Origin of the sequence: Variovorax sp. 350MFTsu5.1 (genome assembly GCF_048302515.1) — a bacterium.
In the GTDB taxonomy this organism is placed as follows: Bacteria; Pseudomonadota; Gammaproteobacteria; order Burkholderiales; family Burkholderiaceae_C; genus Variovorax; species Variovorax guangxiensis.
Map to the genome: position 1 here is coordinate 6,505,358 of NZ_CP157620.1, position 12,948 is coordinate 6,518,305.

General features: G+C 69.8%; 11 protein-coding genes. 4 read left to right on the top strand and 7 right to left on the bottom strand.

What is annotated here, in order from left to right; all coding sequences use genetic code 11:
* Nucleotides 1–110: 110 nt before the first annotated feature.
* On the top strand, nt 111–1,391 hold the full coding sequence (locus ABL843_RS29685) for a helix-turn-helix domain-containing protein (RefSeq protein WP_418118359.1): 1,281 nt from the start codon (nt 111–113) through the stop codon (nt 1,389–1,391).
* A 7-nt stretch (nt 1,392–1,398) separates the two neighbouring features.
* Here ABL843_RS29685 and ABL843_RS29690 read toward each other — a convergent pair whose 3' ends face one another.
* From ABL843_RS29690 to ABL843_RS29720, 7 genes are all read right to left on the bottom strand, one after another.
* Nucleotides 1,399–3,840 carry a membrane-bound PQQ-dependent dehydrogenase, glucose/quinate/shikimate family gene (locus tag ABL843_RS29690; protein ID WP_418118360.1) on the bottom strand — a complete coding sequence of 814 codons (2,442 nt, stop codon included), beginning with the start codon at nt 3,838–3,840 and terminating at the stop codon, nt 1,399–1,401.
* Between the two features lie 68 nt (nt 3,841–3,908).
* Nucleotides 3,909–5,075, bottom strand: coding sequence for an ROK family transcriptional regulator (locus tag ABL843_RS29695; protein ID WP_184639581.1), 1,167 nt, complete (start codon nt 5,073–5,075; stop codon nt 3,909–3,911).
* Nucleotides 5,076–5,103: 28 nt separating this feature from the next.
* Nucleotides 5,104–5,904: an ATP-binding cassette domain-containing protein gene (locus ABL843_RS29700; RefSeq protein WP_184639579.1), complete on the bottom strand. Its 801-nt coding sequence runs from the start codon at nt 5,902–5,904 to the stop codon at nt 5,104–5,106.
* A 1-nt stretch (nt 5,905) separates the two neighbouring features.
* The gene (locus tag ABL843_RS29705) at nt 5,906–7,105 is read right to left on the bottom strand and encodes a sugar ABC transporter permease (protein WP_418118363.1); all 1,200 of its coding nucleotides are present in this window, start codon (nt 7,103–7,105) and stop codon (nt 5,906–5,908) included.
* Nucleotides 7,106–7,267: 162 nt separating this feature from the next.
* On the bottom strand, nt 7,268–8,302 hold the full coding sequence (gene xylF, locus ABL843_RS29710) for a D-xylose ABC transporter substrate-binding protein (protein ID WP_418118365.1): 1,035 nt from the start codon (nt 8,300–8,302) through the stop codon (nt 7,268–7,270).
* Nucleotides 8,303–8,444: 142 nt separating this feature from the next.
* Complete coding sequence (locus ABL843_RS29715) at nt 8,445–9,146, bottom strand: alpha/beta family hydrolase (RefSeq protein ID WP_418118367.1); 702 nt, start codon at nt 9,144–9,146, stop codon at nt 8,445–8,447.
* The gene (locus tag ABL843_RS29720) at nt 9,143–9,775 is read right to left on the bottom strand and encodes a response regulator transcription factor (RefSeq protein WP_126021223.1); all 633 of its coding nucleotides are present in this window, start codon (nt 9,773–9,775) and stop codon (nt 9,143–9,145) included. Before ABL843_RS29720 ends, ABL843_RS29715 begins: the two co-directional genes overlap by 4 nt.
* 320 nt (nt 9,776–10,095) lie before the next feature.
* Between ABL843_RS29720 and ABL843_RS29725 the strand changes: the two genes are divergently transcribed.
* The 3 genes from ABL843_RS29725 (at nt 10,096) to ABL843_RS29735 (ending at nt 12,947) form a co-directional block, all read left to right on the top strand.
* Nucleotides 10,096–11,085 (top strand): AraC family transcriptional regulator N-terminal domain-containing protein, encoded by a 990-nt coding sequence (locus tag ABL843_RS29725; protein ID WP_418118369.1) that lies wholly within the window; start codon nt 10,096–10,098, stop codon nt 11,083–11,085.
* 264 nt (nt 11,086–11,349) lie between these two features.
* Nucleotides 11,350–12,000 (top strand): aldehyde dehydrogenase iron-sulfur subunit PaoA, encoded by a 651-nt coding sequence (gene paoA, locus ABL843_RS29730; protein WP_418118370.1) that lies wholly within the window; start codon nt 11,350–11,352, stop codon nt 11,998–12,000.
* The gene (locus tag ABL843_RS29735; RefSeq protein WP_369660457.1) at nt 11,997–12,947 is read left to right on the top strand and encodes an FAD binding domain-containing protein; all 951 of its coding nucleotides are present in this window, start codon (nt 11,997–11,999) and stop codon (nt 12,945–12,947) included. Before paoA ends, ABL843_RS29735 begins: the two co-directional genes overlap by 4 nt.
* Nucleotide 12,948 lies beyond the last annotated feature (1 nt).

Here is a 12,948-nt window from a genome sequence, read left to right on the forward strand (position 1 = left end):
AAGAATCGTCGGGACGGGCCGCGCGTTCATCTTCGGGATTTCCCCAGTCCGGCGCTGTTCCATTGCGGAACACATTCGACGCTGGTCCTGAACCGGGAGGCAGCTCACCCATGGCCCTCGACAGAAGCCTTGTCGGAAGAATCGGTACACCCGATGCCCCGCGCCAGCTCTTCGCCAGCACGCCCGCGCAGCGCGTGGCGCTCGCGCGGCGGCAGTTCTTCGAGGAAGGCGTGCGCCCCTCGGGGCTGGTGGGCGAGGCGGTGATCCAGTCGTGGATGCGCTGCAGCCGCACCCACGCCGACCGCCAGCGCATCGTGCCCTTCGACCCGGTCACGCCCAGCCGGCTGCACGCCACGCTCGCGCGCAACCGCCAGCTGCTCGAAGCGGCGCGGCAGGAGCTGGTGCAGATGGAGCACGCGCTCGCGGGCACCGACTGCCGCGTGATCCTCACCGACCGCGAGGGCGTGGTGGTGCACGTCACGCAGCATCCCGCCGCCGCGCACCAGCCGGTGCTGCGCAAGACCGCGCGCGTGGGCGTGAACATTGCCGAGCACATCGTCGGCACCACCGCGCCGGGCATCGTGGCGAGCACCGGGCAGGCCTGCACCGTCGACGGCGCCGAGCACTACTTCGACCTGCTGTGCCACATGCAGTGCGCGGCCGCGCCGATACGCGATGTGACAGGGCAGCTCGCCGGCGTGCTCGACCTCACGGTGGAGGCGCGGCGTTTCGGCTTCGACGCGGCGTCGATGGTGTCGCTGTACGCCACCACCATCGAGAACCGGCTGCTGCAGGCGCAGTCGCGCGACCACCTGATCCTGCGCTTCCAGGCCAGCCCCACGCTGCTGGGCACGCCGCTCGAAGCGCTGGCCGGCATCGCGCCCGACGGCACCATCGCCTGGCTCAACAACGCGGGCGCGCGGCTGCTGGGTCGGCTGCCCGAGGCGGCGGACGAGCGCGACGTGGAGTTCCTGCTCGGGCACGATCTTGCGAGCCTGCTGCGCTTGGGCCGACGCGAGGCTGCGCAGCCGTTGCGGCTGGCAAGCGGCCTTGGCGTGTGGATGCAGGCACAGTTGAAGGGCGGCGCGGATGGCGCGGACTTCCGGCACGCAGTGGCGATGCCGGGCGAGGCTGCCCCACTGGCCATCGAGCGGCACGATGCGATGCCGGCCGCACAGGCCAGCGAGCACGCAGATGGTGACGAGGCAGCGCCCCACGAGCAGACCACGCTGCGCGAGCACAGCCGCAAGCTGATCGAGGAGACGCTCGCCGCGCATGGCGGCAACGTGTCGCAGGCGGCGCGGCAGCTGCGCGTGTCGCGCGGCACGCTCTACCGGCGGCTGCGGGGCTGGCGCGACGAAGCCGCGGCCGTGGCCGACGCACGCGACTGAAGGCCGTTCAGCGCCTGGGCAGCGCGTAGGCGATCACATGGTCGCCGGTGCGCGTACCGAGCGAGCCGTGGCCGCCGGCCACCACCAGCAGGTACTGGCGCCCGTCGGCGCCGCGGTAGGTCATTGGCGTGGCCTGTCCGCCGGCCGGCAGGCGGCTGCGCCAGAGCTCCCTGCCGTCGTTGACGTCGTAGCCGCGCACGAACTGGTCGAGCGTCCCCGAGAGAAAGGCCACGCCCCCTGCCGTCATGATGGGCCCGCCGAGATTGGGCACGCCCATCGCAAAGGGCAGCGGCAGCGGCGAGCTGTCGCGCACCGTACCGTTCTTGTGCATCCAGGCGACCCGGCCGGTGCGCAGGTCGGCCGCGGCGACGTAGCCCCAGGGCGGCGCCTGGCACGGCAGGCCGAGCACCGAGGTGAAGGCGCTGAGCTTCACCGCGAAGGGCGCGCCGAAGTTCTCGTTGAGCGCGGGCAGACTGTCGTTGGGGCGTTCCTTGCCCTGCACGTAGAGCGAGGTGGCGTCCGCGCGCGGCACGAGCCTGGAGACGAAGGCCAGCGACGCGGGCGTGGCGAAGACGATCTGCCGGCGCGGATCGACCGCCACGCCGCCCCAGTTGAAGACGCCGAAGTTGCCCGGATGGATCAGCGAGCCCTCGGTCGACGGCGGGGTGAACCGGCCCTCGTAGCGCAGCCGGTGGAAGGCGATGCGGCAGGCCAGCTGGTCGAAGACGGTGGCGCCCCACATGTCCGAGGGCTTGAGCGCCGGCGGATCGAAGGACAGGGCCGATGACGGCTGCGTCGGCGCGGTGACGTCGCCCGCGGCGGCGCCCTGCGGCGCGGCGCGCTCGTTCACCGGAAGGATCGGCTTGCCGTTGCGGCGGTCGAGCACGAAGAGCTCGCCCTGCTTGGTCGGCTGCACCAGCGCGGGCACGGTCTCGCTGCCCACGCGCAGGTCGACCAGGCTGGGCTGCGCGGGCACGTCGTAGTCCCACAGGTCGTGGTGCACGGTCTGGAAGCTCCAGCGCACGCGGCCGCTGGCCAGGTCGAGCGCCACCACCGCCGATGAATACTTCTTCGCGCCTTCGCTGCGCGCGCCGCCCCACTGGTCGGGCGGCTGGTTGCCCATGGGCACGTAGACAAGGCCCAGCGCCTCGTCCACGCTGGAGATCGACCAGCTGTTGGGCGAATTGGCGGTGTAGGTGCGGTCGGCCGCGATGGGGGCGGTGTCCTCGGGGTTGCCGGAGTCCCAGTTCCACACCAGCGCGCCGGTGTTCGCGTCGAAGGCGCGGATCACGCCGGAGGTTTCCTTCGTCGAGACGTTGTCCAGCACGGTACCGCCCACGATGAGGAGCGAGCGCGTCACGACCGGAGGCGAGGTCGAGTAGTAGGAGCCTGCCTTCACGTTCGGCATGTTCTTCCAGAGATCGATCTGGCCGGTGCCGCCGCCGAAGGCCGGGCAGGGCTGGCCGCTGGCGGGATCGAGCGCGATGACGCGGCCATCGGCTGTGGGCATGAACAGCTTCGCGTCGCAGGCGGCCGGCGACCCGGATGCGGATGCGGGCGCGGATCCGGCAGATGGCGCCGCCGCAGCACCCGGGTAGTACGAAAGCCCCCGGCAGGTCAGGTGCTGCAGCGCGAGCGGCCGCGCGATCTGGGGCGTGTAGTGCCAGACCTGCTGGCCGGTGGTGGCGTCGAGCGCGATCACCGACTGGTGCGGCGTGCACAGGAACAGCCTGCTGCCGATCTTCAGCGGCGTGACCTCGAAGGTCGTCTCCTCGGGGTCGCCCGGCTGGCCTCGCACGTCGCCGGTACGGAAGTGCCAGGCCTCCTCGAGCTGGCTCACGTTCTGCGGCGTGATCTGGTCGAGCGCCGAATAGCGCTGGCCGAAGCCGGTGCCGCCGTAGGCCGTCCACTCGTCCGCCGCGGCCGTGGGGCCCACGGGCGCGCTCGCCGTCGCGGCCGTGGCATCGGCCGGGGGCGAGATGCCTTCGATGCGGCGGGGATCGCGCATCCACGAGAACACCGCCGCCACCAGGAAGGCCACGAGCGCCACGCCGAGCACGGCGCGCGCGCTTCCAACGCCCGCGGCATTGCGCAGGGCGAGCGCACGCGCCACCCACGGCGTGAGCAGCAGCAGGCCGATCACAAAGAACACGTCGCCACGCGCGGCCATCGGCCACCAGTCGAGCCCCACCTCCCACAGTGCCCAGGCCAGCGTGAGCAGGACCACCGCCGCGTACACCATCAACCCGGCACCGCCGCCGCGCCGCAACAGCAGCGCCGCCGCCGCCAGCCCCAGTCCCGCGACGAGGTAGTACCACGAGCCGCCGAGCGCGATCAGCCATGCACCGGCCACGGCGAGCGCCACGCCTGCAAGCCCGATCAGCACGGCCATCGCGGCCAGCAACACGGAAGCGGAACGGGCGGGCTCGGCGGACGGGCGCGGATTCATGGCGGGAACTCCAGGGACGGAGTCCGAACGCTAGACCGCTGCGGGCAGCCCGCGCGTAGGCCGAAGGCTCAGGTGGCGGCGAGAACCTGCGCGGCGCGCGCCCTGCGTGCCTTCGCATCGGGCTGCAGCGGCCTTAAGTATTCGTGCAGCGCGAGCGCCGCCGCGCCCACCGCGGGCGCCAGCTCGCCGTAGCGCGCTGTGCGCAGGTCCGGGGCCGGCATGCCGGCGTCGTCCGCGTGCCGCTTCATGCATTCGAAGGCAGCCTGCGCGAAGCCCTTGTGGTCGGCGCAGGCCTTGCCGCCGAGCACGATGGCGCGCGGATTGAAGGTGACCCACAGGTTCTGCAGCAGCACGCCGAAGAATGCGGCGGCGCGCGGCAGATCGGCGCCCTCGCGCTCCAGCACGCGCGAGCCGAAGAAGGCTTCGGCGCAGCCGCGCCGCCCGCACGAGCACAGCGGGCCGTCGAGCTGGAGGATGGTGTGGCCGATCTCGCCGGCCATGCCCTGCGCGCCGGTGAAGAGCCGGTCGTTGAGCACCACGCCCGCGCCAACGCCCACGTCGCAGTTGACGAAGATCAGCGGGTCTTCGCCCTCCTGGCCGACGCTGGAGGCGAACTCGTATTCGCCCAGCGCGGCGGCATCGGCGTCGTTCTGCAGCTGCACCGTCACCCCGGGTAGCCCGACGGCGGCGAAGGCTTTCTCGAGCGCCGGCAGCAGGCTCACGTTGCGCCAGCCGAGGTTGGGCGCGAAGCGGACGACGCCGGTGCAGTCGTCCACCGCGCCGGGCACGCACACGCCGATGCTCGACAGCTGCAGGCCGAGCTGCTGCAGCTTCGCGTGCGCGGCCGCCGCCATGCGCGCGACCTGCGCGCACACTCCGGCGGGCGAACCGTCGGTCAGGTCGTGGCTCTGCGAATGCAGCACCTCGCCCTGCAGCGACATGCACACAAGGCGCACGGTCTCCACAGCGATCTCCACGCCCATGAGCGCGCGCACGCCCACGTCGATCTGCAGCGGCGTGGAGGGGCGGCCCAGCCCGTCGGCCACGGTCGCGCCGGCCTCGCTGAGCCAGCCCTCGTCGATCAGCTCGCGCACCAGCAGGCTCACGGTCGACTTGGTGAGGCCGCTCTCGCCGGCCAGCCGTGCGCGCGAAAGGCCGGGCTGCGCGCGCAGCAGCCGCAGCAGCACGCTGCGGTTCATGCGCTTCACCAGTTGCAGGTCGGCCGTGGTGGTCACGTCGGGTCTGTCTCCGTCTACCCGTGCGTCAGGCGGGTGCCGCCGCGGTATCGGCGTGATGGGCCTGCTCCTTGCCCTCGGGCCGCTTGCCGGCAATGATCATCCCGAGCACCTCGTCCTCGGTCACATCGGCGGTGCGGTAGGTGCCCACGAGCCTGCCGTTCTTCATCACCGCGAGGCGGTCGCTCAGCGAGAACACGTCGGGCATGTCGTGCGTGATGAGGAAGATGCCCACGCCGTCGGCCTTGAGCTGCTTCACCAGGCCGCCGACCATCGCCGTTTCTTCGGGGCCCAGCGCGGCGCAGGGCTCGTCCATGATGAGGATGCGCGCATTGAAGTACAGCGCGCGCGAAATGGCCACCACCTGCCGCTGCCCGCCCGAGAGCCGGCGCACCGGCACGCGGATGTTGGTGAAGTTCCTGTTCAGGCGCTGGAACACCTTGCGCGCCTGCACTTCCATGAAGTGGTCGTCGAGCGTGTTCCACGGCGTCATCTTCTCGCGGCCGAGGAAGAGATTGGCCACCGAGTCGAGGTTGTCGGCGAGCGCGAGCGTCTGGTAGATGGTCTCGATGCCTTGCGCCTGCGCCTCGGCCGGCGTGCGGATGTTGACCTTCTCGCCCGCGATCAGCGTGTCTCCCGAGTCGATGGGGTAGGCACCCGCGAGCATCTTCATCAGCGTGGACTTGCCCGCGCCGTTGTGGCCCAGCAGCGCGACCACCTCGCCGGGGTAGAGGTTCACGCTCACGCCGTCCACGGCCTTCACGCCGCCGAAGGCCTTGCGGATCTCGCGCAGTTCGACGAGGGGTCTGGAGGTGTCGATATCTGCCATTTCAGTTTTCCCCAAACTTGCGGCGGTAGAGCACATCGAACACCACCGCCACGATCAGCACCTGGCCGATGATGACCATGCGCTTGCCGATGGGCACGTCCAGCAGCAGCATGCCGCTGTCGAGCGACTGCATGATGAGCGCGCCCAGCACCGAGCCGAAGATCGAGCCGCTGCCGCCCGCGAGCGCCGTGCCGCCGATGACGGCCGCGGCGATCACGTACAGCTCCATGCCCGTGCCCAGCGAATTGGTGCCGGCGTTCAGGCGCGCGATCGACACGATGGCCGCGACGGTGACCAGCACCGCCAGCAGCGCGAACAGCATCAGCGTGACGCGCTTGACCGGAATGCCCACCAGCGCCGCGGCGTCGGGGTTGCCGCCCATCGCGAACACGTAGCGCCCGAAGCGCGTGCGGTGCACGATGAACGACAGCACGATGGCCACCACCGCCCAGATCAGCACCGGGATCGGAATGCCCTGCGGCTCGCTCTTGGACGAGATCTGGTAGCTGTTCATCACCCAGGCGAAGCCGAACACCACCGCCACCGGCACGGCCGTGATGAGCACGTCCAGCCACAGCGCCTCGGTTGGCATGTCGTAGCGCTGGCGCGCGCGGCGCTTCTGCACCATGCGCGCGAACAGCACCACCGCCACGAACGCCGCGAGCACCCAGCTCGCGGTGACGCCGATGCCGCCGTCGTAGCCACCGCCCAGGCGCTGGAAGAATTCGTCGTTCACCGGCTGCGTCTTGCCGTCGGCCACCAGGAAGGCCGCGCCGCGGAAGGACATGAGGCCGCCCAGCGTGACCACGAAGGAAGGCACGCCCAGCACCGCAGTGAGCCAGCCCTGGTAGATGGACACCAAGAGCGCCACCGCGAGCCCCGCGAGGCAGGCCGTGGGCCACGACCAGCCCGAGGTGTATTGCAGGTAGGCGATGAGAACACCGACGAAGCCCATCACCGAGCCCACCGACAGGTCGATGTGCCGCGCCACGATGATCAGCACCATCACGGTGGACACGATGCCCACCACCGCCGTCTGCTGCGCGACGTTGTAGAGGTTCTCGGGCGAGAGGAACACGCCGCCGGACATGACGCTGAACGCCACGGCCATGATGACCAGCAGCACGCACATCAGGATGAGCCGCAGGTCGACGCCGGTGCGGCGCCACCAGCCCGGTGTTGATGACGATGGGTTGCTCATGTTTCGGATCCTTTTTCTGGACTGCGCGGACTACGAAGAGATGCGCAGGCCCTGCCGGCCGGCCCCGTGGGCGCCGGCAGCTGGTGCGTTGCATGGGAAAGGGAAAAAGCCGGCGCGCTTTCCGCGGATGGCGCCGGTGCGTCGCTCGCCTGTCGTGCGGCGTTACTTGCAGGCCGCGGGCGCGCTCGCGCCCGACACGCCCTTGCAGAGCTCGTCCTTCTTGATCCAGCCGGCCTTGACCACGAGGTCGAGGTTGTCGCGCGTCACCGCCACCGGCGTCAGCAGGCGCGACTGCAGCGCGACCTTCTTCGGGCCCGAGTTCCACGGCGCGGCCTTGTCGACCGGCTTGCCCTGCGACAGCGCGATGGCCGCGGCGGCGGCTTCGCGGCCGAGCTCGCGCGAGTCCTTGAAGATGGTGGCGGTCTGCGTGCCCAGCGCGATGCGGTTGAGCGCCGCGAAGTCGGCGTCCTGGCCCGACACCGGAATGCCGCGGATGCCCTTGGCCGTGAGCGCCGCCACCGCGCCGCCGGCCGTGCCGTCGTTGGCGGCCACCACGGCATCCACCTTGTTGCCGTTCTTGGTGAGGATCTGCTCCATGTTCTTCTGCGCGACCTCGGGCTTCCAGCCTTCGGTGTATTCGTCGCCGACGATCTTGATGTCGCCCTTCTTGATGGCGGCGTCCAGCACTTCCTGCTGGCCCGCGCGCAGGAAGTCGGCGTTCGGGTCGCTGGGCGAGCCCTTGATGATCACGTAGTTGCCCTTGGGCTTGACCTTGAAGACCTCGCGCGCCTCCATGCGGCCGACCTCGACGTTGTCGAAGGTGATGTAGAAGACGCCCGGCGCCTCGATGAGGCGGTCGTAGGCGACCACGGGCACCTTCTGGCGCGTGGCCTTGGTGACGGCCGGCAGGATGGCGTCCTTGTCCATCGCCAGCACGATGAGCGCCTTCGCGCCCTTCGACATCAGGCCCTCGATGTCGCCCAGCTGCTTCTCGGGCGAGCCGCCCGCATCGGCACTGATGTACTTGGCGCCGAGCTTCTCCAGCTCTGCCTTGATGGCGGCCTCGTCGGTCTTCCAGCGCTCTTCCTGGAAGTTGGACCAGCTCACGCCGACCACGGTCTGCGCCATCGCGCCCACGGCCGTGGAACCGAGTGCCGTGGCGAAGGCCATGGCGGCCAGGGTTTGTTTCAGTCGCATCGATGTCTCTCCTGAGTTGAGTCGCCCGCAGGCGCCAGCCGTGTAAGAAATTAGTTAGTTTGAAGGGCGAACTAACTATCCCATCGAGGTGCGATCGTGGGCATCCGGGAATTCCCGGAGCGGCTTGCAAGGGTTTGTTCGTTCAGCCGATGCGCCAGGCCTGCGTCCACACGGCGATGCCGTCGAGCAGCTCGTCGAGCGCTTCGGCATCCGTGCGACCGCTGCGCCGCAGGACGCTGAAGGAGTGGTCGGCGCCGTCTATCTCGAGCACGCTGGCCATCGGGCCGAGCGAACGGGTGGTTTCGTCGAACTCGCGCGGCTCGGCCAGCGTGTCGCGCGGACCGTGCGCGAAGAGCATGGGGACGTCGACATCGTGCAGATGCTCCGCGCGCGTGGTCGATGGCGCGCCCGAAGGGTGCAGCGGAAAACCGAGGAAGACCAGCCCCTTCACGCCCGGCAGCGGCTCCAGTGCCTGGGCCTGCGAGGTCATGCGGCCGCCAAAAGATTTGCCGCCAGCGAAGAGGCGTAGTCCGCCGAAGTGCGCAGCCGCGCAATCGACCGCCGCGCGCACAGTGGCATGCGCGAGGGCCGGCGCGTCGGTGCGCTTGCTGCCTCGCTCCATGTAGGGAAACTGGTAGCGCAGCGTGGCGATGCGCCGCTGCGCGAGCCCGTCGGCCACAGCCTCCATGAACGGATGCGTCATGCCGGCACCGGCGCCATGCGCCAGCACGCAGCAGGCCTCGGGCGAAGGCGGCGACACCGCGAGCGCGGACACGGCGACCTCATCGGCCACCGGAATGCGCAGTTGCCTTGTCGTTGCGGTCGTCGCCTCGGGGTTCGTCAATCGATGAGCTGTGTCTTGATGGCGTAGTAGGTCAGGTCGCTGTTGGTGGAAAGGTTCATCTTCTCCATCAGTCGCGTGCGGTAAGTACTGATGGTCTTCACCGAGAGCGACAGCGCCTCGCCGATGGCGCCCACCGATTCTCCCTTGGCCAGCTTCAGGAACACCTGGAATTCGCGCTCCGACAGGTGCTCGTGCGGCGGCGCGTTGTCCTTGCGTTCCAACTGGCCCGCGAGCAGCTCTGCCACCGAGGGCGAGATGTAGCGCCGGCCCAGCGCGATCGTGCGGATGGCCTTGGCGATCTCCTCGGGCTCGCATTCCTTGTTGAGGTAGCCGGATGCGCCCTGGCGGATGAGGTTCACCGCGTAGTGCTCCTCGGGATAGCCGCTGAGGATGAGCACGCCGAGGTCGGGCGCCTTGGCGCGCACCATCGCGAGCGCGTCGATACCGCTCTGGCCTGGCATGGAAAGGTCCATCACCAGCACGTCGAGATCGGCCGTGCGCACCAGGTCGATGGCCTCCCGGCCGGTGCCGGCCTCGCCGACCACGCGGAAGTCGACGAAAGTGGAGAAGAACGACTTCAGGCCTGTGCGGACGACCGCGTGGTCGTCGACGATGCCGATCTTGATCATGGTGATGTGCCTCCTGCGCTGTGTTTGGTGGATGGCCGCGAGCCGGCACGCGAGCCGGCAGACGGAATGAGTAGGTGAAGATGCCACAGGCCCTTGCGCCGCGGGGCCTCGCCAGGCGGGTCGGGCATTTGTCCTGCACGCGTTCGCAGAAACGTCTCGCAACGATGTAGGAGGGCAGGCAGGTGCCCGCTGCGCCGAGGGATGCGAAGGCTTGCTCACTCCTCTGGATTTCTTGCCCGATCCTTCGGGGACACGGCTCTTTTGTGGATGACGAAGCGCCCCGCGGGTAGAGTCCTGCGCAAAGTCTCGAAGCAAGCAAGATGGCCCCCAGACAGGACGCGGACGAGGACGCCGCAGCGCGGTGCAGGGCGCTGCAGCAGGCGATGGCGCGGGTCATCGATGCCCGCACGCCGCTGCCGGGCGACTACGGCACGCCCATCGCCAACCTCGGCTTCTTCAGGCGCGAATCTCCCGCGCCACCGGCCGTCTGCATGGTCGAGCCGAGCATCGTGCTCGTCGCGCAGGGCGCCAAGCAGATGTGGGTGGGCGGCGAGGCCTATCCGTACGACACATCGCGGTTCCTCATCACCTCGCTGGACATGCCCGCCAATTCCGAAGTGAAGACGGCGAGCCCGCGGCAGCCCTGCCTGGGCCTGATGCTCAAGCTCGACGTGCGCGTGCTGGCCGAGCTCATCGCGCAGGGCGGCCTGCCGCCGCATCGCGAGCGGCCCATCGGCATCGGCGTGGGACTCGGCGAGGCGACGCCCACGCTGCTGGCGCCGATCGCCCGGCTGGTGGAACTGCTGGACGAGCCCGAGGCCATTCCCGTTCTCGCGCCGATGATCCATCGCGAGATCCACTACCGGTTGCTGATGAGCGACCAGGCCGCGAGGCTGCGGCAGATCGCCTCGGTCGACGGGCAGGGCCACCGGATCGCCAGGGCCATCGACTGGCTGAAGCTGAACTACGCCTCGCCCTTTCGCATCGACGAGCTTGCGGCCCGCGTGCAGATGAGCGCGCCGACCTTCCACCACCACTTCCGCCAGCTGACGGCGATGAGTCCGCTGCAGTACCAGAAGTGGCTGCGGCTGAACGAGGCGAAGCGGCTGATGCTCAACGAGCACTTCGATGCGGCGAGCGCGGCCTTCCAGGTCGGCTACGAAAGCCCGTCGCAGTTCAGCCGCGAGTACAGCCGTCTGTTCGGCGCACCGCCCAGGCGGGACATCGAAGTGCTGCGCGGCGGTGCGCGCGCGGGTGGCAGGGGAATCGACGCAGCGGGAGCCGGGCAAGGCCAGGCCAGTGGGGCCTGAGGCAGGGCCGCTGCCGCCGCGCCTCATCGGATCGGGCAAGAAATGAAGAGGATTGCGCTATCGATCCTCGCGCGGCTTCAGAAGAATGGGAATCGGCGGGTCTGCCCCCGCGGCTTCCCAAGGTGAGAACCATTTTCGGAAGCGGGGAGCCCCACGGGCCGAGGGCAGGGATCAACAGCAGCCGTTTTCCTACCGCCACCGCCCATGGCACGCGCTATCAGCAGTACTCGCCATCCCCACGAACCTCGAACAGCAGGAGCTGACATGGACAGTCCCACGACACAACTGATCTCGCGGCGCGACGCGCTCATCGTCGGCGCCGCGACCGCCGCGGCGGTCTCGGCAGCCACCGCGCCGCCCGCGTCGGCGCAGACCGCGGCCCCGGCAGCGGCCGCCGGCGGCTCGCGCATGAAGCTGACGCTGAACGTCAATGGCACGGCGCAGGCACTCGACCTGGACACGCGCACCACCCTGCTCGACGCACTGCGCGAGCACCTGCACCTGACGGGCACCAAGAAGGGCTGCGACCACGGCCAGTGCGGCGCCTGCACGGTCATCGTCGACGGAAGGCGGATCAACTCCTGCCTGACGCTCGCCGTGATGCACGAGGGCGCGCAGGTCACGACCATCGAAGGGCTGGGCACGCCGCAAGGCATGCATCCGCTGCAGGCCGCCTTCGTCAGGCACGACGGCTACCAGTGCGGCTACTGCACGCCCGGCCAGATCTGCTCGGCGGTGGCGGTGATCGACGAGATCAAGCGCGGCGTGCCGAGCCATGTGAGCGCCGACCTCACGTCCCGCCCCATGTTCTCGGCCGAAGAGCTGCGCGAGCGCATGAGCGGCAACATCTGCCGCTGCGGCGCCTACTCCAACATCGTCGATGCCATCACGGAAGTGGCGGGGAGCAAGGCATGAAGGCTTTCACCTACGAGCGCGCCGCGACCCCGGCGCAGGCGGCGTCCGCCGTCGCGGGCAGGCCCGGCGCGAAGTTCATCGCCGGCGGCACCAACCTGCTCGACCTCATGAAGCTGCAGATCGAGGCGCCGGTGCACCTGGTCGACGTGAACGGCCTGGCGCTGGACCGCATCGAGCCGACGCCCGAGGGTGGCCTGCGCATCGGCGCCCTGGTGCGCAACACCGACCTGGCGGCCGACGAGCGCGTGCGACGCGACTACGGCGTGCTCTCCCGCGCGCTGCTGGCCGGCGCATCGGGCCAGCTGCGCAACAAGGCGACCACCGCGGGCAACCTGCTGCAGCGCACGCGCTGCCCCTATTTCTACGACACCGACCAGCCGTGCAACAAGCGCCGCCCCGGCAGCGGCTGCGGCGCCATCGGCGGCGTGACGCGGCAGCTCGCGGTGATCGGGGGCAGCAAGTCCTGCATCGCGACGAATCCGGGCGACATGGCCGTGGCGATGCGCGTGCTGGATGCGTCCGTCGAGACCGTGCGGCCCGACGGACGCACCCGCGTGATTCCGATCGCCGACTTCCATCGCCTGCCAGGCGACACGCCGCACGTCGAGACGACGCTGGAGCGCGACGAGCTCATCACCGGCGTCACGCTGCCCAGGCCCGTGGGCGGCACGCACGTCTACCGCAAGATCCGCGATCGCGCCTCCTATGCCTTCGCGCTGGTGTCGGTCGCGGCCATCGTGCAGCGCGACGGCTCCGGCCGGGTGGCGCTCGGCGGTGTCGCGCACAAGCCGTGGCGCGTGGAGGCTGCAGAGACCGCCATGCCGCAAGGCGCCAGGGCCGTGACCGCGCGGCTGCTCGCCGACGCGCAGCCCACCCACGAGAACGCGTTCAAGCTGCAGCTCGCCGAGCGCGCGCTGGCCGCCGCCATCACGCAAGCGAGGAGCTGAC